The 26,397-nt window shown below is 66.0% G+C and carries 12 protein-coding genes; 4 read left to right on the plus strand and 8 right to left on the minus strand.

The annotated features are described in order from the left end of the window. The first annotated feature begins 13 nt into the window (after positions 1-13). Genes ACQR1X_RS25855 through ACQR1X_RS25865 form a run of 3 tightly spaced genes read left to right on the plus strand, consistent with a single transcriptional unit; the run spans position 14 to position 2,060 of the window. A complete protein-coding gene (locus ACQR1X_RS25855) occupies positions 14-1,003 on the plus strand; it encodes a 2Fe-2S iron-sulfur cluster-binding protein (RefSeq protein ID WP_434899883.1) in 990 nt (329 codons plus the stop codon). A gap of 7 nt (positions 1,004-1,010) precedes the next feature. Further along, a complete protein-coding gene (locus tag ACQR1X_RS25860) occupies positions 1,011-1,541 on the plus strand; it encodes a luciferase family protein (RefSeq protein WP_315804579.1) in 531 nt (176 codons plus the stop codon). 21 nt (positions 1,542-1,562) lie between these two features. Further along, positions 1,563-2,060, plus strand: coding sequence for a 2Fe-2S iron-sulfur cluster binding domain-containing protein (locus tag ACQR1X_RS25865; RefSeq protein ID WP_315804580.1), 498 nt, complete (start codon positions 1,563-1,565; stop codon positions 2,058-2,060). Between the two features lie 301 nt (positions 2,061-2,361). On the opposite strand, the gene ACQR1X_RS25870 is transcribed toward ACQR1X_RS25865, so the two are convergent. The 6 genes from ACQR1X_RS25870 to ACQR1X_RS25895 all read right to left on the minus strand — a co-directional run bounded on the left by ACQR1X_RS25870 (position 2,362) and on the right by ACQR1X_RS25895 (position 23,293). Beyond that, entirely contained in the window at positions 2,362-5,466 is a 3,105-nt protein-coding gene (locus ACQR1X_RS25870) for a DEAD/DEAH box helicase (RefSeq protein ID WP_434899884.1), read from the minus strand. A gap of 880 nt (positions 5,467-6,346) precedes the next feature. After that, the gene (locus ACQR1X_RS25875) at positions 6,347-8,230 is read right to left on the minus strand and encodes a hypothetical protein (RefSeq protein ID WP_434899885.1); all 1,884 of its coding nucleotides are present in this window, start codon (positions 8,228-8,230) and stop codon (positions 6,347-6,349) included. Then, positions 8,223-13,892: a hypothetical protein gene (locus tag ACQR1X_RS25880; protein WP_316181151.1), complete on the minus strand. Its 5,670-nt coding sequence runs from the start codon at positions 13,890-13,892 to the stop codon at positions 8,223-8,225. Before ACQR1X_RS25880 ends, ACQR1X_RS25875 begins: the two co-directional genes overlap by 8 nt. A 37-nt stretch (positions 13,893-13,929) precedes the next feature. Continuing rightward, on the minus strand, positions 13,930-17,226 hold the full coding sequence (locus ACQR1X_RS25885) for a hypothetical protein (protein WP_434899886.1): 3,297 nt from the start codon (positions 17,224-17,226) through the stop codon (positions 13,930-13,932). Between the two features lie 51 nt (positions 17,227-17,277). Continuing rightward, a complete protein-coding gene (locus ACQR1X_RS25890) occupies positions 17,278-20,784 on the minus strand; it encodes a DUF6603 domain-containing protein (RefSeq protein ID WP_434899887.1) in 3,507 nt (1,168 codons plus the stop codon). Further along, entirely contained in the window at positions 20,777-23,293 is a 2,517-nt protein-coding gene (locus tag ACQR1X_RS25895; protein WP_316237166.1) for a M64 family metallopeptidase, read from the minus strand. Before ACQR1X_RS25895 ends, ACQR1X_RS25890 begins: the two co-directional genes overlap by 8 nt. A gap of 1,024 nt (positions 23,294-24,317) precedes the next feature. Between ACQR1X_RS25895 and ACQR1X_RS25900 the strand changes: the two genes are divergently transcribed. Then, on the plus strand, positions 24,318-24,560 hold the full coding sequence (locus tag ACQR1X_RS25900) for a hypothetical protein (RefSeq protein WP_315804587.1): 243 nt from the start codon (positions 24,318-24,320) through the stop codon (positions 24,558-24,560). Between the two features lie 228 nt (positions 24,561-24,788). Here ACQR1X_RS25900 and ACQR1X_RS25905 read toward each other — a convergent pair whose 3' ends face one another. Both ACQR1X_RS25905 and ACQR1X_RS25910 read right to left on the minus strand, forming a co-directional pair. After that, on the minus strand, positions 24,789-25,031 hold the full coding sequence (locus tag ACQR1X_RS25905) for a hypothetical protein (RefSeq protein WP_434899888.1): 243 nt from the start codon (positions 25,029-25,031) through the stop codon (positions 24,789-24,791). Positions 25,032-25,158: 127 nt separating this feature from the next. Continuing rightward, a complete protein-coding gene (locus tag ACQR1X_RS25910; protein ID WP_434899889.1) occupies positions 25,159-26,391 on the minus strand; it encodes an MFS transporter in 1,233 nt (410 codons plus the stop codon). Between the last annotated feature and the right edge of the window lie 6 nt (positions 26,392-26,397).

The following is a 26,397-nucleotide window of genomic DNA, read 5'->3' on the forward strand; positions in this document are numbered from 1 at the left end:
AAGGATGGCGTGGATGACCCGACAACTCCGCATCGAGCCCGACGGCGTCGCGATCGACGCGGCCGACCATGACACCATCCTGCAGGCAGCACGACGCCGGGGCATCGCGCTGGCCTACGAATGCGGCTGGGGCAGTTGCGGCGCCTGCAAGGTGACGCTCGTCGACGGTCAGGTCGATCCGATCTTTCCCGGCGCTCCGGCGATGAATCCGCGCGACGCGCGACGCAGCCGCATCCTGGCCTGTCAATCACGCGCGATCTCGGACGTCACGATCGCGCGTGGTCCCGGCGACTGGTCCGCGCCGACGCCGCGATGCGTCGAGCAACAGGCGATCCTGCGCGGCGTCGACGATCTAGCGCCGGAGATCCGCCAGTTCAGCTTCGAGACGGCCGAGCCGATCAACTTCCGGCCCGGTCAGTATGCGATCCTGCATCTCGGCGAAGGGCTACGGCGCTGCTACTCGATGTGCAACCTGCCGGGCAGCAAAGCCCTGCAGTTCATTGCCAAGCGCTACGATGGCGGCAAGGGCAGCAACGCGCTCGCCGCTTTGGCCTCGGGCGCACAGATCACCATCGAGGCGCCATTCGGCGCCTGCACGCTGCGTCGACAGCAGGGACGCAAGGTGTTCGTGGCGGGAGGCACCGGCATCGCGCCGATCCTGGCGATGCTGCGCGAGGCCGCGGAGGCGCGCCTCGATTTCGGATCGCCCGTGGATGTCATCTACGGCGCCCGCACACCGGCGGATCTCGCCGCCGATGACATGCTCGAGACGGCGATCGCGCGCATTCCGCAGGGGCGCTACCTGCCCGTGGTCGAACACGCGCCATCCGACTGGCCGCATGCGGCCGGCTTCGTTACCGATGTCATCCAGAGCGCAGTCCTGGATCACGCGGCGGCCGAGTTCTATGTCGCCGGCCCGCCGGTCATGGTGAACGCGGTCAGATCGCTGCTGCGCGCCGTCGATGTTCCGATCACGCAGGTTCATTATGACAGCTTCGGCTAGAGCAGGCTTGCGCAGTGCTGCACCCGTCTGGGCGATGGCACCGGGACTGCGTCGTCTCGCCACACGTTCCGGCAGCGCACCGCGGCTCGCACCGACATGGCCCTGCCACCAGCTCGACGGCACCTCGCCCGCCGGATACGCCGCACAGCTCGTGTCCTGCACATGCGCGCTGGCCGGGGTTGAAGAGGTGCCGGCGCCGCTGAACGCCGCAGGCCGCGCCTTCGCGCTCGATGACATCCATGCCATGGGCCAGCCGGAGGCCTTCGTGTTCGCGCCGGTGTGGCTCATCGTTCGCCCCGACGGGTCGCTGCACCTGACCTTGCGACCGGAATGGGCGCAGAAGGTCGCGGCCAAGGGCTGGGGCACGGTGCATCCGTTCGCACGCTACATGGCGGGCGCCGTGCCACCGCAGAGCCTCGTGGTCTACGCGCCGCGCGATCGAAGCGAGCTGGCGGTTGCGGCGCGGATCATCGCGGCCGCGCACTGCTACGCCAGCGGCCGCATCGGCGACGTCGCATTGCCCGACAGCCGGTGGTGAGCGATGACGGAGCTCTCGGCCATGACCAATGAAGGCGGCACCAGGCGGTTTCGCATACGGCTGGAACGTCCGGAGGGGACGTTCACATTCGACGCCGCATCCGACGAATATCTGCTGTACAGCATGATCGACGCCGGCATCGAGACCCCCTACATCTGCGAGCAGGGCTGGTGTCTCGCATGCGCCGCGCGCTTGGTGTCGGGCACCGTGGACCGCTCCGATGCGCTGACGGTCTACCCTCAGGACGCTGAAGCCGGCTTTCTGCTGCTGTGTTCGACCAAGCCGTGCTCGGATCTGGTCCTGATGCTCGACGAGCGCCAGACCCGACGGGACATGATGCAACACCGGATCGAGCACAATCAGCTGGCGCGAGCCTATCCGCCCGGCGCACGTCTCCGGTTTCGCCGCGGACGCGCTACCGCGCGGGTCGACGCGTGCACCCGTTCAGCAACAGGAACTCGAACAGACGAGCCGGCGACATCCGCTCAGATGGGGCTGATTGGGCCAAAACCCAAATAGCGTCCTTCTGCATATCATGAGGACTGGTGGTCACCAAAGCCGCAAAAAGGTGAAGCTGGTTCTGTCGCTGACTCATTCGTTTGTTGGGATCCGGGCTGGGTCGGCCGCCAGCGCAGCTTTGAACTTGAACGATCCACCGCATCCGACCGGCCGGTTCAGAACAGCTCGAACGATCGTCTCTGTGTCCCGCAACACGGGTTCTCTCAATCGTCCTTGCCAAGGGTGAAGCGCCATCGCTTTCATTTCGGGGCCCCCGAGGAGGGCACACAACATCGCTTCAAGTTGAGTGACGAATCCCTCGTCATTCGTCCAACAGATCCAAGAACTGCTCGACCCTTCGTAAAGCAGGTTCATCGCTGCGCCCGGGGTAGACGACGCGATCGCCCTCGCGCTGCAGCGACCGTGAGCGTGACTTCTTGATCCTCCCTGCGAGCATCGTTGCGGCAATTGCATCCGGACCGACATCGAGACGCATGATCCCCCGTTGCCTGCAACTTACCCTGAGCTTGGCGACAGCAAAGAAATTGCTGGCCTCGGACGGCAGCTTGCCGAATCGACGGTGCGTTTCATCCTCGAGCTCCTCCAGATCGTCATCACTCCGGCACCGAGCGGCTCGAGCGTAGATCTCCAGCCTGACCGCCTCCGATTGCACATAGCTCGAGGGAAGCAGCTCAGGGACGGGAAGATTCAACTCAGGGATCCAGAGCGCGGACATTCCATCGCGGTCTCCCTCCAGGGCAAGCGTCAGAAGGTGGCCGTAAAGCGTCGGTCCGAACACCTGCGTGTGGCCGGATTGTCGATCGGAGCGAAGGTCGCCACCACCGCGCAGGTCGAGGTCGCGAGCGCTGATCGCGAAGCCAGCGCCCGGACGACTCAATTCCTCAAGAGCGGAAAGCCGTTTTTCCGAGCGTTCGGAGCCGCCTTCCGTCAGGAAATGCGCAAACGCCCGGATGCCGCCCCGTCCTACTCGCCCCCTGAGCTGATGCAATTGTGCCAGGCCGAATTTTTCCGGCCAGCACACAACGATGGTATTTGCACGTGGGATGTCGAGGCCACTTTCCACGATGTTGGTTGCAAGTAGTACATCGGCACGACCTTCGACGAACCCCATCAACCTCTCGTCGATCTCGTCGGTTGGCAACTTGCCGTGAATGGTCATGATACGTAGTTCCGGCGCCAGCGCGTGGATCCTGGCGAGCATGGGATCGAGATCCTGGATCCGCGGACAAATGACGAAACTCTGACCGTTACGTCTGTGCTCACGAACCAGGGCAGCGGCGATAGCTATGTCCGAGAGCGGTGCCACCTTGGTGGCAACCGGAACACGATGGACCGGCGGGGTTGCGATCACGCTGAGGTCCCGCAAGCCCGTCAAGCCCGCTGCAAGTGTGCGGGGGATCGGTGTCGCACTCATCCAGAGCCGATGGCCGTTCTTATTGAGGCCCGACAGCATGGCTTTCTCAGCAGCGCCGAAATGCTGCTCCTCGTCAATGATGATCAGACCAAGGTCGGCAAATCTCACCTCCTTGGATGCGAGCGAGAGGGTCCCGACGACGATCCTGAGTTCTCCGCTCTTGAGGCCCTCCCTGACCTTTCGCGCTTCGGCGGTCGAGGCAACCCGCGACAGGTTTCCAACATCGATGCCAAGAGGCGCAAAGCGCTTGCGAAAGGTTTCGACATGCTGTCGCGCCAGCACTGTCGTCGGCACGACGATAGCGACCTGCTTTCCGGCCAGCACGGCGGCTGCCGCTGCTCGCAGCGCCACCTCGGTTTTGCCAAAGCCGACGTCTCCACAGACGATCCGGTCCATCGGGTGCCCCGATGCAAGATCATCCAGAACGTCGCGGATGGCCTTCGCCTGATCGGGGGTCGTGAAATAGGGAAACCGCGCGACGAACTTCTCATAGACAGCAGGACGCGGCACGAGCTTCGGAGCTGGGCGCCGCCGGCGCTGACTCATCTGCTTGGCCAGCTCCTTTGCGACCACGTGAATTTCCGTCTCGGCAGCCGTTCGCCGCGGCCGCCACGAGCTGCCGTCGGCCTTGTCCAGCGAGGTGTCTCCGAGCTCGGCGGCGTAGGGCCAGATCAGGGCCAATTCTGCGAGAGGGACGAGAACGGCGTCGTTTCCGGCGAATACCAACCTGACCATCTCGCGCGCCGAAAGATCGCCCGCGCCCATGGATCGCAAGCCGCCAAGGCGTGCGAGTCCACGTTGCAGATGAACGACCACGGATCCGAGTTCGGGGAGATCTCCCGAATCGAAGCCGGGCGTCCACGCCCAGTTCGTCGGTTGCGGCTGGTGCGCCCTGCTGCCGAGCACGTCGGCAGCAGTGATGACCACGAGCGGCTTCTTTCCAGGAACGACAAAGCCCGCATCGAATCCTGCCAGCAATGCGGCCTGCTGCCTGCCCCTTGCGGTCGCGTGCGTCCAATCGGGCACGCACTCGGCCTTGATGGCGCTCATCCGGGCCATCACACGCAAATCCGCTTCGACCGCAGCGACGAAGAGCACACGTGCGCTGCCGCGCTGGGCTTCCTCGATAAATGCACGGAGGGCCTTCCGCGGAGAGGCTGCCTTGTAGAACTCTGGCGTCGCACGATACGGAGTGGTTGGCGGCAAGACAGTGATCTTCTTCGCCGTCAGCTCCCATTCGCGCCGGCTGAGATAGGCACGGTCACGCTCACTGCGGGCGGCCGCATCGTCGATCGTGCTCAACCAGGTCTCGGCGTGCCTGGGCACGGTGCTGTCGGCGATCCATTTGGCGCGCGCACAATAGTCCAATAGGCTGGACCTTCTTCGCGCCCGGCCCGTGAACGCCAGCCGCTCGGACATCGGGTCAATCAGGAGCTCCTTCGCTTCGGAAATCACCTCCTGGTCTATCGGATTGATCGCTGCAATACGCCGGATTCTCCCTCCGGAATGCTCGATCCTAAAAGGTCCGAGCGCGCCGGCAGGGAATATCTCGAAGGTGTTGCCGTGAAATAAAACTCCACCGGGATAATCCGGACTGTCGTCCAGGTCGTACCCGAGAGCTTTCAGACGGGCCTCAAGGTCTTCCTCGGAAAAGACGGCCCCGGTCCGAAGTGGAAATCCGATACGAGACCAGTTCGCAGGCAATGGCAGGAGTTCCATTATGGCCTCCACCGTCGTGATCAGCAGGATCGGCTTCTTTGCCCTGGCAAGGCGTCTCAAGACGGAGCTCCGCCGACCCGCGATATCACGTGACGGCTCAAGCTGATCGAACGGAAGCGTGTTCAAACGGGGATAGACGAGCACATCACAAGCCGGCTCGATAACTGGGATGATCGAACCCAACAGCTCGGCTCGGCTCTCATTTTCGGCGAGGAACACAAGTCCGCCTCGGCCCGAGGCACGCCATTGCGCAGTAAGATACAGCGCCAACATGCCCAATGGAGACGAGGAGGAAATGCCGGTCCGAATCGGAGCCTTCGTTGTTGTCGCAACAGATGTCTTCTTCCGCAGGGCGACCTTTGGTGACGCGGAGCGCTTTGCTGATGTGTTCTTGCGCGGCGTTGAGCCACGGGGCGTACGAAGAGCAGTGGTCACTGAATTCTCGTGCTGAATTGACGAATGCGATGCAAGCCTGCGAATCTCTGTCGAGCTTTAGCGGATTCGACGGCTTCAAGGGATCCAAACTTCGGAGTGTCGATCACCGTTCTCCCCTTAAGTGCGACGGTGTCACCGACCAGCACCATCGTCGCGCTCCACGTGGGCAGACTGGGGTGTGATTTCAACTATGACGCAGAGAGATTCGTTCTTGAACGACCATGGTACGAACGCGTTGATAAGCGTGATCGCGGCCTTGGTGACTGCGCTGCACAGAATTCGCGAGCCAGGCTGACGGCCTGCGGTGGGACTACCTGTCACGAGGTTTGAGCAGAGCCTGCGGTTGCCCCATGCCGTAAGCGAGGCCGCGTGATCTCTGTCCTTATGGCTATGGGCCTCTGCCGAAGAGGCTCGGGCCGCAACGTACAATAACGCAGCAGCTTCAGATTCGACACAATCAATGCGAACCTCTCCGCGCTCAACCTCGAACGGTGTTCCTCGTGCTCGCTCTCCGTTGCTCCTGCTGTGTCATGAAGGAAGCGCTCAGGTCGGGAATGGGCCCTCGGATAGTCAGGCTTGCCGGCCACTACGTAGTCTTGGGGCACCGAGCGTCTGCCGTCGCGCGAGAAACGACCGACTTGGGAATGACCCGCGCCCGTTCAACCCTCCACCGCCGGCGGCCGCGCCACGCCAGATTCGACGGTGACGTTTCATGCGTTCATGCCTTCCGCTTCGGAAGGATCGTGTCGAAAGCGAGCTTGCTCGACCGCTCGCCGCGATCGGTCTCCTTGCGGATGCCGAGCCAGACGAAAGTGCGGCCGTTGTACCAGCGCGTGCGCTGGAAGCTCTGGGTGACACGAATGCCCGCGCGCGGCACCTCCTCCTCATGGAGATTGTAGCCCTGCTGCTGCGGGAGGTCGAGACCGTGGCGCAGCAGATCTGTGCGAGGTTCGACGCGCACCGGCGGATCCGGGTCGCGGTCGATGACCCGCAGCAGCGCGGCGCGACGCAGCTGAATCTCGCGGCTGTCGTTGTCGATGTGCACTGGGATGAACGGGATCCAGTTCTCCGGCATCTCGCTCATCAGCCGATAGCGGATCGCGGCGTCGTTCTCGATCGGCGGCGCAGGTGGTGGGGCCGGCGGCAGGCTCTCCTCCACTAGGCGACGGAAATAGCGGCGGGTGTCGAGCGCAGCGCTGCGTCCGCTCTTGCTGTCGCCCGAAGCCAACATCACCCGCGACTCGACGCCCCACACCATGTTGGCCATCTCGTCGCGGAACAGTTCCACCGACTCCAGCGGTTCGCTCTCCTGGATCTTCGGCACGCTGGGCACGATGAACAGGCTGAGATCGGCGGGAATGTGGTCGCTCCCCTTCGTCGCCAGCGTAAACATCGACCAGCGTTGCCAATCTTCATCCGCGCCCTTGCCCGCGGCTTCGACCCAGATCCGCTCTCCGAAGACGTTGGTCACGCTCATGCCGGCGACCCTGGTGATCGCCCCGGCCGGCACCGTGAACGGCATCAGGAACCAATCGTTGGCGTAGACGAGGCCGAATTCGATCAGCAGCAGCTTGTTGACGTCCGTCGTCTCCGGATCGAAGTCGCCGAAATTCGTTCGTCCCTCCTCGAAGGTCCACCAGCGCGTGTTCGGCATGCCGTCGAACTGGATCGGCGCCGGGATGAACGACGCCGTGAAGGTCGTCTCGATGGCGGCAGGCGGCGGCGCGTCCGCCAGGTCACCGAGCCCTGCGCCGGAGGCGTCGACGTCGAAATTGTACCAGTCGAGATGCCCCTGGAAGTATTCGTCGGCGACCACGAGCTTCTCGCCGCCCGCCTTGGGCGCCGACGCTGCAAAGGCGTATTCGAGGCGATCGGGCAGCCAGGCATCGGCCGCACCCGCGGCGGGCTGGTAGAACGCCTCCCGGTACCACGCCAGGAATTCCGCCTCCGCCGTCTCGATCGCAGCAGTGCTGGCCGGGTTGCCGAGCGCGACGAGGTCGTGCGCGTGATTGCCGGGCGCGGCCATCAGATGCTCGACGAGGTCGTAGCCGTCCATCGACCTGCCGGCGAGCGCCGCCATCGTCTGCCAGGCTTCGCGATGGGCGGCGACCGGCGCATCGGCCTTGAGCGCCGGATCTGGCATGGCGAGCGGCAGCGCCGCGATGAATTGCTGGGCAAGCCCCGGCTCGATGCCGGCGACGAGCTTCAGCCAGCGTCGGCCCAGGGCGATGCGGAGATCGAACGCCATCTTCTGGCCGGCGAGACGGAACGGGATCGGCCGCCGCTCGACCTTGGCTTCGAGCGGCACGTCGTCGGCGAACGCTTCGGGCGGATTGCCGGCCGCGCGGTATTTCGTCAGTTCGGTGGTCTCGATGTGCACCTTGGCGACGACCGGCGAGCCGGCGTCGTCGCCCTGAAACTCGCCCATCTGCCACTGCTTCGTCAGCAGCCACAGCGGATCACGAACCTCGGCCTTGAGCGCGCGGTCGAAATCGTGCGTGCGTGGGCGGCCCTCGAGCCTGTTCCACAACGTGATGGTGGGCAGCTTCACCTTGCCGGAGAACACGGCGGAGAGGTTCTGAACCGCGACATAGTCAGCCATTGCCCGTCTCCGTCTCGGCCAGCACCGCGGCGAGGTTGTTGTTGAAGGCGAGGTTGAGCGAGGCCGTGATCGGATGGAAGGTCACGGCGGACACCAGCGCCGGCAGGAAGCGGGCATAGGCGGTGGTGTCGACGTGGTCGGGCTCGATCGCGCGCTTCTTGGCGAGGTCCATCGTCTCGCGCACCGTGTCGACGAGATCCTGCCACTGCCACGCGCCGACAAATTTCGGCGGCAGCGCCAGCAGCAGGGTCTGCGGCGGTTCGGCGTTTGGCCGGTCGAAGTGGAACGCCAGCCCGGTATCTTCGGTCGGGCGCGGGATCACTTCGGTCCACTCGTCGAGCAACAGCCCGAGTTGCCGCCGCGCCGGATCGAAGCTTTCGGCGAAATGCGCGGTATAGAGCAGCTTGTCCTCATCGATCACGAACGGCTTTCCGTCGGCATCGGTCTCCGGGAATTCGAGTCCGAGCCACGGCAACTCGGGGCGATGCGGAAATTGCAGCGCCTGCAGCGCGACGCCCGCCCCCGTGAACGCCTCGGCGAGATGCTGCGAGGCTTCCAGATCGTGCAGCTTCGACCGCACCCGCGCGACACCCGTGAACCAGTCGTCGAGCGGAAAGCGGCGTCCGATCGTCGTCTTGACGAACCCGAGAATGGTCTCGTCCGCCTGCGCGCCCGCGCCCCAGGCGTTGCTCCATTCACCGGCCAGCGCCGCTGGCAGGCCGAAATCCGGCACGATCTTGAAATCGTCGCCGAACAGCAGCTTCGCCGCCGCGGTCAACGCCTCGATCTTGTTCTTCGCCTCCGCCGCGGCATCGTATTGATCGAGCCGGGCCTGGATCGCCGGCAGCCGCGTCGTCAGCTCGAGCGCGAGCGCGGCGGTGCGCTTCGCCATGTCCTCTGCGAGGGCGACGATCGCCGCGCGCTGGGCTGCGATGTCGATCACCGCGGCGTCGAACGCGGCGTTCGCAGCCTTCGAGGCTTCGATGCCGTCGTGCAGGGCGGCGAGGTCGGACGCATTGTCGTAAAGCGTGATCAGAGCGGCGCGCTGTCCGACGAAGGCGGCGCGCTTGCCGCTCATGAGATCGTCGCGGAAATCGTCCGGTTGCGCCGGTAGAGGGTCGGTCGCCGTGGTCGCGATCAGCTTTTCGGCCACCCGCAGCGCCAGGAACTTCGCCGCGTCCGGCGCGCCCGGATCAGCGTCGTAAGCGGCCATGCGTGCGTCGAACTCGGCGAGTTGCCGGGTCCATCGAGCGATGTAGCCGGCGAGTGCGGCATGCAACTGGGAGAAGATCCGCCGCCGGTCGGCGTAGACGGCACCGGTACCGGTCTGCAACGGCGCGAACGGACCGAGACCCTGCATCACCGACACGAAGCCGGTGATCGTCAGCTCGATCTCCGTGGCGATCTGCGCCTCCTGCTTGGCGTCCAGGCGGGCCTGCAGCGCCGTACGGAAGGTGTCGAGATCCGCAAGCCCCCCGACGAGCAGGACGCGCGGCAGCGTCGCCCGCTCGCGTGCGAGCGCCGCGTCGAGATCGACCGCCTCGTTCGCCTCGCCGGCCATCGCCATGTCGCTCGCCTTGAGCGGACGCGAGCGCAGCAGCAGGCTTCTGAGATGCCGCATCAACGCCGACAGCTCGAACAGCGGCACATGCCCGGCGATCGCCGCGATCCTCTCGCGGTAGGCGATCGTCAGCATGGCGTCCGGGCGAGGCGTATGAGCGGCGATCACATGCGCTTCGATCAGATCGTCGAGCGCCTTGGCGGCTGGATCGTTGTCCGGATCGAGCAGATACAGCAGGTCGATCGGCAGCAGGCCGAGATCGGCCTGCGTCACGTTGTAGTTGACGGCGGAAAGATCGAGCGGGTCGGTGACCGTCACCGAGCAGGCGACCGCTGCCGGCGGCGGCAGAATGCCCGCGAGCCAGGCGTTGAGCGCAGGCTCCGCCTTCGCCCGCGGCGATGTCAGCGCGCCGTCGTTCGGGTCGAGCCCGGCCTTGAGATGCAGCGCCACCCGGTGGGTCAGCGTCACCCCCGACCGCGGCGTACGCACCACGTCGGGGGTCGCCGGGAATTTTCCCTTGGAGTAGGTGTCGAGCACGGCGCCGGCACGGTCGTAGTTGCCCTGCACCACCTGATGCACGCTCTCTGCCATCGCGAGGTCGGCGACCGCGTCGGCGATGTCGGCAATCCGCGCGGCCTCGGCGGTGATCGCGGCTGCCTGCTGCGGGCTCGCCGCCGGCAGGTCGGCATCGTGGCCGAACGGATAGCTGCTCACGCCGCTGGTCTTGATGTGCTCGACCAAGGCCAGGCCGTCGATGACGTTGCGCGCCTCCACCCGGTCGATCCGCAGCCGCCGACCGAACGCGTCGAGCCGACCGGTACGCGTCGGAGTCAGCCGGTCGCCGACCAGCGGGAACACCTTGCGGAGGTCGTAGATGAACCCGTCCACTTCGACGTCGTGGCGGTCGTGCAGGCCGCGCTCGAACTGGTAGCCGAGCAACGCGCCGAGGCTCTGCTCGCCCTTCATTCCCTCAATAATCGATAGCGCGATGCGGACCCGTTCCGAGCTGAGATTGACAGCGAGGCTGCCCGGATTGTCGGGCGTGGCGTTGGACAGATAGCCGTTGCGCAGCACCGCGGCGGTCACCGCTTGGTTCAGCGACGGCGCGTGGATGTAGCCCTGGTTGCTGCGGTCGCGCATCAGCGGCGGCGCGTCGGGATCGGCAAAGATCGCCGCGAGGTTTGCCGGCAGTTCGACGGCCGTCAGCTTCTTGAACTCCGGCTTGACGTTCTCGAGCCAGCCATAGGCGCCGAGATAGATTCCCCTCTTCGCCTCGCCGGCCGGTGCGCCCGGCTGGGCGGTCCCCCGGCCGGCACCGTTCGGATAGCGCATCCGCTCCAGTTGGCGGCTCATGATGCCGCCGTACCAGGCGTCGAACCGGTAGGTGCAGAGGTCGAGATGCTCGGCGAACACCCGTTCCAGCACCGCCGTCGGCGACCTCTTCAGCCGTTCGAGCGCATCGAGCTGGCGCTTGAGATACGCGGTAGCGACCATCGAGGTCAGCACCGTCGGGATGAACTCGCCGACCGTCCTCAGTCCCGTTCCGGTGACGGCGGCGTCGCTGCGGTGGAGGTAGCGCCAGCGGCTGCCGCCGGCCGCAGCCGGCACGGCGAGGCTCGCCTCCTCGACCTGGAAGAACTTCGGCTCGCGCCGCGCCGCCTTCAGCTCGGTCTCGCCGATCAGCCCGGCATTGAAGAACAGACGGATGCTGGTCTCGACGAAGCTCAGGTCGAGCGCGTGATGCAGCATGAGATACAGCAGCGCATTCGGGCGCTGGGTGAAGCCCTGCTGCAGCCGCAGCGCGTCGTGGGAGGTCGCCGCAGCCTTGATCAGCCAGCCGATGTAGTTGTCGCCGCCCGCGGTGTAGGCGCGGATCTGCTCGGTCTCCGACAACGGACGGTCGTCGATCAGCGGGCCCTTGAGCTGGTTGGGCGCCTTGAGAAAGAGTTTCTCAAGGATGTCCGGCACCTCGATTCCCTCGGGCGGCGTGTAGCCGAGCTGCTTCAGCAGATCGAGCCCGCTTCCGACATAGCCTGCGGCGAGCAGGAGCGCGACCAAGGCGCCGCCCGCCCCCTGCATCGCGAGGCGGTTGTACAGTTCCTTGAAGCTTTCGGCGAAGCGCTGCTGGAATTCTACCGATCCGGCGTGCAGGCCGAGGACATCGAGCAGTATCTGATGACGGTCGCCGCCCGGCTTGCCGATGTAGGACACCCGCGACATCAGCGGCTCCAGATCGGCCTCGACCTTGCGCAGCAGTTGATACAACCGCATCAGGAACCGCAATTCCGGATCGTCCGGTGCGTGCGCGGCCCCGACCGCGACGTTCGACCCGGCGAAGATCCATTGGATGCGCGAGCGCGGCGTCGCCGGCAGAATGCCGTAGGGCTGACGACGGACGCGGATCGTAGGCATCGGCCCGCGCGCCGACACGTGCCGGACGAAGAAGTCGCGGGTCCGCTCCACCGTCGAATCGTCGAAGATCGGATGAAGCATGCTCTCCATGAAGTAGCCGAGCGTAGCCGGCCACAGCGCCGTGTTCATGGCGCGGGCGTCGTTGACGTCGTGGCGATGGTAGAAGGGGATCGCCGCCAGCGCGGCCGGATCGAGACCGAGCGTGGCGGCAAGGCAGCGTCCGTCTGTCCGCTCGAACCATCCGTCGGGGTCCAGGGGCGGAGTGCCGAAGTAGTGATCGAAGCTGACGTCGGAATCCTCGCGCCAGCTGTAGGCGGCGCCCTCGCCCTCGACGTTGTTGGTCGGCTGGCCCTGCGGCAGGATCGAGAACCCCGCCTTCGACTGATGATGATGGACGAACAACTGCTCCAGCGCGACCCGGCCGGCGTCTGCATCGGCCCCGAGCCGCACACCGAGCACCATCAACTGATCGAAGCCACGGCGGAAGGCGGCCGGCGTTAGCGGCACCCGGAATCCCATGCCGATCTCGACGGCGCGGTCGAAGTTGCGCACCCATTCGAGCTCCGGACCGAACGTGATGTCGTCGCCGTCGCCCGCGACCGATGCGTCGTCCGTTCCGGTCGGCGACGGCGTGACCGGCAGCGGCGACGGAATCGGTTTTCCAAGTTGCTCGAGCTCGAGCGTTCCGTTGTTGTAGCCGAGCAGGACGAGGCGATCAGGCAAGGTCCGGGCGGTCGCCGGCTGCGACCAGCCGGTCTCGCGCATCGGCGTGGCGTCCGTGGCGGGAAACTCCAGATACGCGGCGATGACCGTGGTGGTCGCGCGGTCCGCGCCTTCGGGCGGCGCGTCGGCGAGATTCCGCGGCCGGTACGCCTCACGGACCGCCGCGGCGCGCTCGGCGCCGAGCGCGCTGTCGAGCGCGGCGATCGCGTCCGCCTGCGCGGCCGCATCGGTGCCCGCGCGCCACAGTGCCGTCCAGAACGTGCTGACCGCACCTCGCTCGGGATCGACGAGCGGCGCGCTGGTCACCACCGTCAGGATCACGGTCGGCACGCCTTCCACTTTGGCCGGTCGCGCCACCTCGTTGAGCGGGCGATGAGTCTGGATCACGTAGTAGGACCGCCCCGAGCCCTGCCCGCTCAGCAGCGTTCGCCAGGCGGCCCGCTCCCCGGCGGGGTCGTGGTTCGCCCGCCAGACGTCGGCCCAATAGGCCTGGGCGCGCTTCACTTCGTCTTCCGACAACGCCTCCTCGAAGCTGTCGACGGCGATGTCGTCCGGATAGACCCGGACCCACAGCTCGTCGCGGTCGCCGCCGAATTCCGCCGCCTGCTTGAAGCGCGTTTCGATTCGCAGCGGCATCAGCAGGATCGGCGTCTGATCGGACAGCAGGCCGATGTTGCGGCGGGGATCGGTGAAGTTCGCGAACAGCCCGATATTGCGGACCACTTCGTCCTTCGCCGCCCTCAGCGCACCGCCCAGCCGCTCGATCTCGGAGGCCGCCGCCTTGATCTCCTTGTCGATCGCCGCCAGCGCCGGATCGTCGGCGCCCTTGCTGACGCGCTCGGCCCGTGCGCGGTCGCGGATCAGCCGCGCGCGGGTGTGGCGAAGCCGGCCGATTTCGCGCGACGTCGCATCGGCCGCGGCGCGCGACGCTTCCAGCTCCTTGCGGATATCATCGAACTCGGACATTTCGCTTCAGCCGCCCCCTGTCGTGTCCGCTGCGCGATCAGTTCGGCAGCATCTCGCTGCCGTGCACCGCGACCAGCACGGGAACCTGGTAGAGGATGTAGGCGAGCTCCGCGGAGTTGCTGTCCGGATGCCAGCGGAGCGCCTTGTCCTCATCGTATTGTTGTTTCTTCTCCTGCAGCTCCGGAGCCACCGGATCGTCCAGGGTGAGGGTCGGCCCGCCCGGCCTGATCTGCAGGAAGCCCTTGTCGGCGTCGGACAGCACGTCGGGCCAGGCGAGGTCGTTCCAGACGTTGAGCGGCCCATCGCGAGAAATATCGAGGCCGAAGCGCGGCTCGCCGGGCCGCTCCTTGATGACGAAGAACCAGCCCGGCGCCGTCGAATTGCCGCGGCCGCTGCCCCCCTTCGCCTCCTTCGAGGTCAGGTCGAAGCCGATGAAGGTGATGTCGGGATCGACCTTGGCTTCGTAGAGCGGTGTGCGCAGGCGATCCTCCACCGGACCGTCGGTCTCCAGCACCCGCTCGACGCGGGGATTGATCGCGCCGCCGTCGTCGCGCTGCCAGCGCGCCTTCTGGGCGTAGATCACCGCGGTCGGATATTTCTTCAGCAGCTCGCCGCGGATGACGAGGACGACTTCCTCCTCGTTCTCGCCCGGCTTCTCGCGATGGTCGTGATCGCCGAGCTTGGAGAACAGCGACCAGGTGTGGAGCGGCGGAATATCGCGGAGCTTTTCGCGCAGCTCGTCCTTCGACAGGCCCTCCCGGTCGATCACGCCGCTCGGGTCCCAGAACTGGCGGAAGCAGCTGCCGCGCTGGTCGGTGGGATATTCGCGCCACAGCAGCTCGCGGGCGAATTCATGGTTGAGGCCGACCATGTAGGCCTCGATGAAACGCTGATTGGTCTCGAGCAGCGTGATCGTGTTCTGCGGAATCTTGTCGATGTTCGGCAGGAAGTGCTCGTCGGACAGGCCGAGAAGCGGCTTGTACATCGGCAGGTCGATTTCCGGATATGCCATCACCGGCTTGAACACTTCCGGCTGCAGCAGCGTCGCGATCCCGTTGATGGCCAGCACTCGCGGCGGAATGGTGATCGAGGAGAAGGTGCAGGCGGGCACCGTCTTGTCGGGATCAATCGCAGCGAAGGTCGACGCTCCGAGCGCGGCGATGTCGATCGGCTTGCGCAACGGCGGCCTGCCGAGATCGGCGCTGACTGTGAGCAGCCGGTTGAGGTCCTTGAGGGCCAGTTTGAAGCGCGCCGCCTCCGGGCTGTCGGTGGACGAAGCGCCGCCGACCGGCTCCGGCGCGGCGGGATCGGGATCGCGGATGGTGAAAGACGGAAAGCCCGGCAGCGCGTCGATGATCTCGGGCGAAGCCCCTTGCGGCAACACGCCGGTCGCGATGCCGGCCTGCTTCTCGAGCCGCACCAGCCATCCGAACAGCGCCAGCGCCGCTGCCGCGACCACGATCGCGAACGGAATGGCGACGGCCAGCAGCAGCACGGCGAGCAGCAGCAGAACGACCAGCAATACCCACTTCGCCCAGCGGTGCTTGGCGAGCCAGTCGGTCAGCTCCGCGGGCAGCGACTTCGGCTGAAGTTGCGCGGCGACATCCTCCACCGCCGGCAAGGCTTCCGGGGTGACCCGCGGCGGCGCCGCGCTGACCTCGCCGCGATTGATCTTCTCCAGCAGCTCTTCGGCGCCTTTCGGCGAGTCGAAGCCGAGCGTCGCCGCGACCTGGTCGCGCGGCCGGAGCGCGCGCCGGAACGGCGCAGACAGCGCCGCGCGGGGCACCGTGCTTTCCTTGAGCCGATGGCGCAGCGTGAAGCCGTCGGCGATCACCCGGCGCTGCACCGGCGCCATCATCGTGAGCCCGCGCTCCGCGCTGAGATCCTTCAGCGGCCCGAGATGGCGCGCATGCCAGATCGCGGCCGCCGCCTTGGCGAATTGCGCCAGCCTGATCCGCCGGTTCGCCGCGAGGATGTCGCCGACCTGGTCCCAGGCGGCGTCCATATAGGCCTCCTGGTTCTTCTGCACGACTTCCGTGCCGAACGCGGCGGGAACGCGAAACCGCGGGTCCAGATTGAGCTCGTGCACCCAGTTGCGCGGCTGCGGCGCGTCGCTGCCGTCGGCCTCCTCAAGCAGCCGTTCGGTGAGCGCGTGCCAGCGGCCGTACAGCGGCGGCGTGATCACCGGGTCGGGCGCGCCTTCGCGGGCATAGTCGTCGGTCAGGTTGACGAAGCCCGCCAGCGCCTTCTCGAATTCGTGCGCGTAGGGTTCATCCCAGCCCTCATAGGCCGCAGCTTCTGCCTCCTGCGCACCGGTCAGCGCCTCGTCCGGCACCTTGAGCGCGCCGCCGAGCCGCAGCACCCCGTGAAGCCCGGCGACCGCGATGGGCGGCATCCCGGAACCCGGCGTCTGCGTGTCCATGTCGCGGCGGCCGAGCCGCGAGTCCGGCGGACGCGGCTTCAGCAGGCGGACGAGGTACTCGAAATCGCCCACCGTCCCGGTCTTGAAGTACCACCGCTTGTACACCGGATGCAGCGTCGGGAACGGCCGGTCGGTATAGTCCGCCCAGGCCGACAGGGTGGCGAAGAGCGCGGGATTCGCCACCGGCGCGATTCCGAGGCCGGCGAGACGGCCGCTCTCGAAGGTCGGCACCACGAACGCATGGTAGGACGTATTCGGCTTCAACTGACGCGGCGACAGGACGCGCGAATAGGCGTAGTCCGGATTGCTGGCCAGCAGGCTCTCCAGTCGCGCCCTCGCCTGGTCGGCATTGGTCGATTCCACCACGCCGTCCTGCTGGACCAGGTCGCGATTGACGTGGACGTGCGCCCAGGCCCAAAGCTGGTCGGCGGGCGGAAACACCGAGACCGGATCGCCCGTCACCTCGATCGCCGGCAGCGGCCGCGCCGACGACACCGCGACTTCCTTGAACTCCTCCACCTCGAGCACCAAGAGTGCGAGCCACGGGCGCAGCCGGTGGCGCGACTCGTCCGGCGCGGCCGGCGTGTAGCGCCACGGAAAATCCTCGTCATAGAACTCAACGAAGGGCAGGTAGTTCGGCTCGAAATTGGTGATCCAGTCGCGCGGCTCCACCTTCACCACCGCCTTCGGATCGATGCCGACGATGTCGCCGGGACCATAGAGCGCGACGTCGCGCGAAATCGTCGCCGTCAGATCCGTGTCGCCCTGGACCGGCCGCCCGGCCAGCGACAAGTCGACCTTGATCGTCGCGCGCAGCGCCACCGCGTTGTCGTTGTCGGCCGCGGTGATGTTGTTCGCCACGCCGAGCCGCAGCCAGGGCAGGAAGGAATAGGTGCCGATCGTGTCGCTCATCCCGCCCCTCCCCGCCGCCTCGCCGGACCGCCCGCCATCATCGTGCCTCCGCTACGCCGCGCGCTTCATCTCGTGCGGGCGCACGATATGGGCCTCGCTGGCGAAGTTCGGATTGCGCCGCGTCTCCGCCGCCATGAATTCACCGGCGCTGGCGCGCGATTGGAACGACGCAGGCGCGCCGGCGATCGGCGAATTGTCGGCCAGGCTCACCACCACATAGGACGCCTGATCGACCGCGATCTTGTCGTCGAATCCGTGCTTCAGATCGCGCGACTTCGCCGAGATCTCCGACCGCGCCACGGCGTTGTTGGCCAGGAAGTGCGTGAACAGCCCGGAGATGAGCGTGACGAAGCGCCGGCGTGCGCGCTTGAAATTGTTGTCGACGATGATCTCTTCGTAGCGGGCGATGCGCTTGGTGACATAGCTGGTCTTGGCCTGGTTGCCAGTGACCGACAGCTCCAGCCCCGCCTCCTCGGCCTCGTAGTCGGAAGCGCTGAGCTTCTCGCCGTCCTTGAGGTCCTTGAACTGGGCGATCGCGAACGACTCCCGGATGGTGGCGCGCTTCTCGATGCCCGACGTCGCGGCCGCGACCGAGAAGTAATTGGCGTCGTCCGGGCGCTGCGCGCCGATCTTGTCGAGGGTGATGCCGAGCGGAATCGCACGCTGGGTGATCTTGAGCGAGCCGACCGGATGCAGCACAAGGTCGGAGCCCGCGTCCACGGTCTTGAGCGTCACCAACAGCCTGCTGCTGTTCTGCAGCGCGGCAGTCCAATTCTCCGCCTTCGAGTATTCCGCCACCAGCAGGGGCAGCACGGAGACCGGCGGCAGGCTGGTGTCCTCCTTGTCGCCCCAGGTGTGGGAGAAGTCGACGTCGACGTCCCAGAACAGCAGCGAGATGCTCCCGGTGCCCTCGACGTGCCAGGGCGATGTGCCTTCGAGCGAGCCGCGGAAGCGGATACTGAACAGCCCCGCGCCGAACAGCTTCACCGACAGCGAGGCAGAGATCGTGATGATGAAATAGAACGGCGAGAACTGGAACAGCGCGTCGAAGGCGAGATGGCCCTCGATGCTGGCGATCGAGATGCCGAAATAAAGCTCCGCATGTGCGCCGAACTGCACGGTGTTCGACGTCACCGCGAAATAGGCGTCGACCCGGATGCGGGCCACCGGCGTGTTGAGGATGTTGATCGCGATCCGGGGGATCGGCGGGAACGGCAGCGGCGGTGGATTGTAGGCCGGGTGGAAGCCGCCGACGGAGACGATGAAAGTGGCGTCGCCGCCGAATGACGCGAGCACGCCCATGCCGCCGTCGAGCGGCATGAAGATCACGCGCGATTCGTACAGGATGGCGAAGAACCAGCCGCGCTTCTTGTCGAATTCGATCGCGCCCATGAAGGCGACCTGGATGATGATGAGCGGCAGCCGCTCGTCCGGGATCGCCACCGTCAGCTTGCCGATGATGGCGATGTTGCCGGGAATCTCGATGATGATCCCCAGCGACAGGCTGATCAGCGTCGGCGTGCCCCAGCCGAACTTCGCCATCGGGCCGATCAGGAAGGTCCCCTGCTCCGGCGGGAAGAAGGTGCGGAGGTCGGAGATGATCCGGTGCGCGTTGGCAACGACGTCGTGCGGGAACAGCACCGAGTCCAGCGAGCCGGCGCGCACGCCGTTGACCAGCGCGTCGAGGTCCATCGAGCGGTTGAGGCCGACGAGTCCGCCGACTCCCAGCAGGGTGAAGCCGAAGCCGAGCTGCATTCCGGGATTGAACTCGACCGTGATGATGGCGATGAAGGAAAAGCCCTTTGACCCGTCCGGCATCTTGGTGGTGATGACGCCGATTGCCGTCACCGAGAGAAAGTCGAGGATCTTCAGTTCGAGCGCGCCGGCATATTCGCCGCGGTCCGGATCGATGAAGAGATAGCCGCCGCCTGTCACCGCCCCGGCATCGATCGACAGCCCGACGCCGTTCGGTGGCTTGAAGCCGAAGGATAGATCGATCGGGCCGAGATTGCCGCCGCTCCCCGGAAAAGCGAGATCGGTCCGCAGCCCGATATTTTCCACCACCGCGACCAGCGGACCGAGCGCCGCCTTCAGCGTCGCGCCGATATCGATCGGGAGGCCGCCACCCGATGGTGTCACCGCGAGCGTCAGTCCCTGCACCTCGATCGGACCGAGGTCGATATGCGCTGGGATCTGGATCTCGAGATGCGAGGTGCCGCGGAAATACACGCCGCGCGGATAGGCGACGCCGAGGCCGAGATCGAACTCGAACCGCGTCGAGATCCCCGACAGGATGGTCGAGATGAAGCCGTCCGAGCCGGACGCGTCAAGGACGAAAGCGAGGCCCTTGAGGTCCACCTCGGCGAACACCTCGACGTCCTTGCCCGCCACCAGCGTGAAGCCGCCGGCACCGCTCACCGATTGGTATTCGAGCCGCGTGCCCTCGCCGGTGCCGAGGATAATGGTCGGGCTGCCGGAGGCGGCGGAGTATTCCACTTCGACGCGCGCGGTGCCCTTGGCCGACGTCGGCGCGCCGCTGCCCGCGAAGCCGGTCACCATGTCGATGCCGCTGCCCGGCCGCACCATCAGGCCGACACCGCCGGTGAGATCGAGGTCGCTCGAGATCGTCACCGCGATCGTCGGACCGAGCTGCATCCGCACCGACAGCAGCCCGCTGAACGACGGCAGCAGCGCGAAGCCCGGCTTCTTGCTCCCGGACTTCGGCAGCGGGAACAGTCCGAGCTCGGCCGATAGCCGGCCCGCGTCGCGCGCCCGCTCGAAGAACACCAGGCGGAGCCGCTTGCGCACCGCGGCACGCCCGGTCGGAGGGCCGCCTTCGAGCGCGCGCGCGACCCGATCCGGCACCTCCACCATCCGGACGTCGAGCCCGAGCCCGGCCGCGAGGCTGTCGATCTGTCGCGCGAAGCCGGAGAAGTCGAAGCTGTCGGTGCCCCAGCCGAAGGCGTTCTCGAACAGTGTCACCGGGTCGGAGACGATCTTCGGCAGATCCGGGAAACTGAACCTGTAGTCGATGTAGTCCGGGCGGTTGCCGGCCGGCGCGGTATAGCGGGTGCTGATGACGCCGAGCGCCTGCAGCGCGAAACCGATGCCCGGATGATGGTTGCGCAGATAGGTGATGAAGAGATAGCCGACGAGCTGCCCCGGAAACTCGCCCTTGAAATTGTCGGCGTTCAGCGTCGCCGAAAATGCACCGCCGGGCGCCGAGACGAGGTCGTCGATCGCCTGCACGACGCCGGCGATCGCCTCGATGGCCTTGAAGGCGTCTTCGAGCGCCCCGGACTCCAGCGTCATCTCGCCGTCGGATGCCACTTCGCCGTCGAGCGACAGCCCACCACCGACCAGCGCCTGGAGCCGATCGAACAACAACTGCAAGTCGACCGCGAGATCGGCGATCGGCTTCGGAATCACGTCGGAATCCCAGCCCAGCTTGAGCAGCAGGCCCTGGAACGCGGCCGGCGACTCCACCGCCGCCCGCAGCGGCAGCAGCAGCTTGCCGATCTCGGCGACGATCGTTTCGAGGGCGCCCGGTTCAGCCATTTTTCTTGGCCTCCGGATAGAATTCACGGTCGACGACGTCGTGCAGAGCGGGATCGACGCGGTTGGTGATCAGCCATTTGCAGACATGGCAGAAAGCGCCGCTGCTGTTCCGCATCTTGCAGTCGCCGGCCGGCCGATAGACCAGCCCGGTGAAGTTGTATGCGCCCTCGTACAGGCCGACCAGCCGCTGCGCCTTGCATGGCGGCTTGAAGTCCGGGATGTCCTTCGGGTCGTCGCCCTCGTCGTTCACATGAGCGGTGTCGGTATCCTTGTTGAGCGGCAGATGGTTGCCTGCGATGAAGTCGCGCACCTTCTTTTCCACCACATAGACCAGCGCGTCCGCATCGTCGCGGCGCGGCACGAACAGCAGCGAGCCTTTCGGAAACACGGGAAACGGCGCCGGCGGCAATTCCAGCCCGCCGAGCCGGATCGAGCCGAGGTTCTGGTCGATGTCGCCGATGTCGAGTCTGACGAGGTAATCGGCATCGATGAACGTAAGCGGCAGTTGCTGGCCGATCGCCGTGATCTGGATGCGGCGGAGAAACGCCTGGCGGCCGGCCGCCTTCGCCTGCACCCAGCGCGGGATCTGGCGCGGGTCGATCCTGACCTCGATCGAGCCACCCTGCTGGGTCGAAGCCTGGGTCAGCTTGGCCGAAAGCTCGATCCTGAGAAGTTCGAACCATTTCACCTTGGACGGATCGACCAGACGGGAGTGGTTGGCGGCGTAGCTCGGATCCTGAAAGATGTCGGCGAGCGCGACGATGTTGTCGTCCTCGCTCGAAGCGGTCGCATTGTCTTCGGCGCTCGTCTCGTATTCGTCGCCGAGATTGAAGGAATGGCCGAATTCGTGCGCAACCGTGTCGATAATATCGGTGAGGTCGGCGTCGATGTCGCTGGCAGGCTTGCGCCGCATCACTTTCTTCGTCGCCGTGTTGGTCGCCGGATATTCGAAATCGAGCGTCTTCAGGCTCTGCAGCGAATTGGCGGTCACGGTCGACTGGTTGAAATTGGTGCCGCCGATCATGTCCTCGTTGGTGATCATGGCGATCAGGCCGCGGCTGCGCTTGAAGGTGCCGTCCGGTATCCACTCGGCGCCGAGCGCGGTGTGCGGCGACGGCCCGAGCCGCAGTCCGGACAGGTAGGCCATGATCGGCGCCGCAACGTTCGCGCGGCCGTCCCTGGCGAGCTCCGGCGGGTGCCGGCGCGGATCCGGGGCAAGGTGCCGGGTGGCGCTGGCCGGCTTGAAGAACTGATAGGCGCGGGCGATCAGCGGCGCGAGGTTGGCATCGCCCGCCGCATCCGCCGCCGGCATCGTCAAAGCGGCCCCGGACTTCGCCGACCGGTCGCCCCAGCGGGCGCCGAGCATCAGGCCGTAGAAGGTGTCACGTGCCTCCAGGATGCCGAGCGATTTCTGCTTCCTCCACGCTTCGATCAGGGTGTCGTTGACCTTCGCCGCGTCGTAATTGGGCAGCGACTGGCTCGCCCACCGCGCCTTCAATTGCGCCGGCGTCGCAGTCTCGTTGCGGAGCGGCAGGCCGACACGGGCCACGAGCTCGTCGACCTCGTAGATGCTCTTGTCGTCCGAAACGCTGTAGTTCCACGGAATCGGTCCGCCCTTGCCGAGCTCGGAGGTCTCCTCGTCGTTGACGCGCCAGCCGCAGGTCACCGCCTGCTCTTCCGACGCCTGGAAGGCCTTGAATACGTTGAAGCTGCCCGCGAGCGTGCCATAGGGCTCGTGGCGCTTCTGCGAGAACAGACCGTCCGCCGCTTCCTGCACGATCTTGTCGAACTTGTCCTTCTCGGACGCGCGAAAGCCTTCGGCGAGGAACAGGATGTTGTGCATCTCGGAGGCATTGGCGAGGTCGCCGGCGCGCACCGTGGAGATGTTGTCGCGGGTCTTGGCGTAGTCGACCACCTTCACCGGCAGGCTCTGGTTGACGCCGAGGAAGCTGCCGTCGAGCTGGGCCGCGCCCTCGCTCACGCCCCTCAACCGTCCCTCATTGTTCGTATTTGCCACCACGAAGGTGCCGGGGCTGGCCGAGCTGAGCGTGACGAAGCCGTGCCCGGTGATGTCGCCGACGAGATCGGTCCCGGTCGGATCGTCGCTGAACAGCGCGCACAGCGTCGGCTGGCTGTGGGCAACCGTCGGATGCAGCGCCGTGGTGATCGAGGAGTTGCCGAACCACCAGCCGAGCACATCGTCGTGCACCTGGATACGCGCGACGACGTAGCCGGGGCCGTATTCGATCACCACGAGATTGATGCCGACGTCGTCGCCGGTGATGGTGCGCGCCGCAGGATCAATCGTCACGAAGCTGGTCAGCCGGGACCCGACCGGGTTGTACGGCGCCAGGATTCGAAAATTGCAGTCCGCGGTGACGTCGGTCAGCGTGTAGGTCGTCGAGCCGTTCGGCAGGTCCTGGTCGAACACGCGGAACGGCAGCACCTTGGTCGCGGGCTTCTTCAGCGCGACGTGCATGTCGCAATGCGGATAGACGATGAGAGGCATGCCGGCACGACCCTCTCTCAGCCAGCACACCTATCGGGAAGCCCGTCGCTCCCATCGAAAATCTGGCATCCCCAAGATTGTACACTCAAGCCTTCTCAACACAACCTCAACGTGATACTGTTTCGACATCCTTCCGCAATTGTCGTTTGCCGAGTGGTGTTCTCCATCACTGGGGCCAACCCTGCTGCAAATGCCGGCGGCGTGGAGCTCTCGTTGTCCTCGTTCACGGATGAACACGACCGCTCTATGGCGCGATCCGGTTTCTCACCGTCGAGCTCCTTGAGACGTACTGCGACTGACCGCGTCTCCTATCCGTGGGTTCGGCCCGACGCTGCTCGACGTTGTCACGGGCGCAGACAAGCACCGTCACGTCATTCGGATGTCAAACAGCCAGATGTCAAACAGCCACTTGCGGTCGCTTCAGGCGTGCGCGCGCAGTCTCGCGGCTCGATGAGTCCGAGGGATGCGCTGGTCGGCGCGCCTCGACATACGAGAGGCGCAGGGAGAGCCGGACCTCGACTGAGGCCCGTGGCCCGCCTGCGAAAAAGATGCAGGCGGCAGGTACCACAGGTCCAGCCGGACGACCCGGCCCTCCCTGCGCGATCGGTTTTAACGGTGTCCTTCGTGCTCTCCTTGGGGATCGGGCTTTCTTGCCCCCATCGCCCGCGTGACGCTTGCGCATAACAGCAGGCTTGACCTCAGCATCGGGAGGCCGGGACCACACGACTTCGCCGTCCGCGACGCACGCGCTCGTCTGGCGCAGCATCCACGTCCATCGCAGCCCACCTCCACGTATCGTGACGACGCGTACGCCCTCTGCATGAGGCGGGATCCGCAGATAAAATCGCGATTTCGGAAAACCGGCAAGTGAAATCTTTATTTCGGCCGACGCCTTGAAAAAGATGGCCAACCGCAACGACGCACAGGCGCCCGCGACTTCGTCTGTCGCGCTGCAGCGTTGCCAATCTCGTTGATTGAGCGCAGGCTATCAGAAGCACAGAAGTCGCATCAGGGGGAGAGACGCATGAAGGAACCGGGCCTGGACGGCCGCCATCGGGACAAGGATGGCGAGATCAGCAGGAAGCACGGCAATACGCTGGTCGGCACGCTGCGCAAGATCTACGGGAAGTCGTTCGCAGCGGGCTATCCGGACTCGACGAAGCTGAGCGACGTGCTGCTTCAGCTCAACGAGACGTCGCTGAGCCAGTTGCGCCGGGACCACGGCACCGGGCATTTGGATCACAAGATCAAGGAAGCCTCGAAGTGATCGGGCTTTGCTGATCGGGACTCATCGCCCGATTGGCGAGGCCGATTGGTGTTCGCAAGGTTTGTTCGCTCCCGTGGTTTCGTGCCGTCCGTTCGCGTGGAGCGCGTCGTCTTGCAGCGCTGTGGTGTAGCGGCGTCTTGCATCGCTGCGCTGCTGCGGAGTGCCACCGCGCGCCGGAAAGCCCGGGCACCGGGCACTCCGACGCGGAATCCGAGGGACGATTCCGTCCTACTTCCCCATGCTCCCCGCCTGGTTCGTGCCGGGGCCGACGTTGCCCTGGCTCGACGAGGTGGAATCGCGGCTGGACTTCATCGCGCCGCCGGTCGCCCGCATGTTGCTGCCGGTGGTCTGCGACGAGGTCGTCGAGGTCGCGGCGCTGTGCTTCCTGGCATGCTTGGCTTGCGCGGCGAGCGGGACGGCAGCGAGGGTGGCGGCGACGAGGGTGGCAAGGGCGAGCTGGGTCTTCTTCATGGATCCGATCTCCATCCGGTTGAACCCCACGCTCGCCCAACCCGGCTGCGACATCACAGTTCCTGCCGGTGGATCAAGCGTTGTTGTCCGATTCCGACAGCGCGCGTGAAGGTGCGATGCAGCAGCGTCAGGCCGGCGCCTGCATCGGCACGACGCCAGGCTGCGACGCCGGCTTGGGAAACGGCCTGAATGTCATCATCATCATGACAGCGCCGAGGCCCATCACCCACGAGCCGACATAGAGCCAAGTGTAGCTGGCAAAGCTGTCGTAGATCAGGCCGCCGGCCAGCGGGCCGGTCGCCATGCCGAGGCTGCCGGCCATCGCCGTGCCGCCGATCACCGTGCCCATGATGCTCTGCGGAAAGTTGTCGCGCGCGATCGCCGCGTAGAGCGGCATGGTGCCGGCATAGAGGAAGCCGAACGTCGCCGCGACGGCATAGAACGCGGCGAGGTCGCGCACGGCCACGTAGGCGAGCGCACCGAACGCCTGCGCCAGCAGGCCGAGAACGAGCACACGCTTGGCGCCGAAGCGGTCACCGAGCAGGCCGAAGGCGATGCGGCCGCCGAGGCCCGCGAGGCCCTCGACGCTGTAGATCGTCACCGCCGCCATCAGCGGGATGCCGCAGGTGACGGCGTAGCTGACGGTATGGATGATCGGGCCGGAATGGGTGGCGCAGCAGAAGAAGTTGGTGGCGAGCAGGATCAGGAACTGCGGCGAGCGCAGCGCCGCCGCGCGCGTCATCTCGGCCGGACCGTCGGTAGGGCCCGACGCGAGGGCGGCGTCGGGCGCTGACGAGGGTGGACGGCCCACCAGCAGCGACGTCGGGATCATGATGGCGGCGACGATGGCGGCGATGCACTGCATCGCGGTGCGCCAGTCGTAGCTGGACACGAGCCAGGCCGCGAGCGGCGACATCGTCATCGGCGCGACACCCATGCCGGCCGAGACCAGCGAGACCGCGAGGCTGCGGTGGGTGTCGAACCAGCCGGTGACGGTCGCCATGACCGGCGGGAAGATCGCCGCTGTCGCGATGCCAGCGATCAGTCCGAACAGCAGTTGGAACGCCAGCAGCGAGGACGTCAGGCTTGCCAGCAGCAGGCTGACGGCGAGCAGGACCGATCCGATCAGCAGCACGGGACGCGGGCCGATCCGGTCGGACAGCGTGCCCCAGGCCATGCTGGTGACGGCCATCGCCAGGAAGCCGATGGTCATCGCGCTGGAGATCCCCGCGACCGACCAGCCGGTCTCGGCGGCCATCGGCTTGAGGAACACCGGCAGCGAGAACAGGCCGCCGACCGCGACGCAGCCGAGCACGCCCCCGGCCGCCACGATCACCCAGCGATAGTGCGATGTGCTCATTCGTCT

This window comes from Bradyrhizobium sp. HKCCYLRH3073, assembly GCF_051167995.1.
In the GTDB taxonomy this organism is placed as follows: domain Bacteria; phylum Pseudomonadota; class Alphaproteobacteria; order Rhizobiales; family Xanthobacteraceae; genus Bradyrhizobium.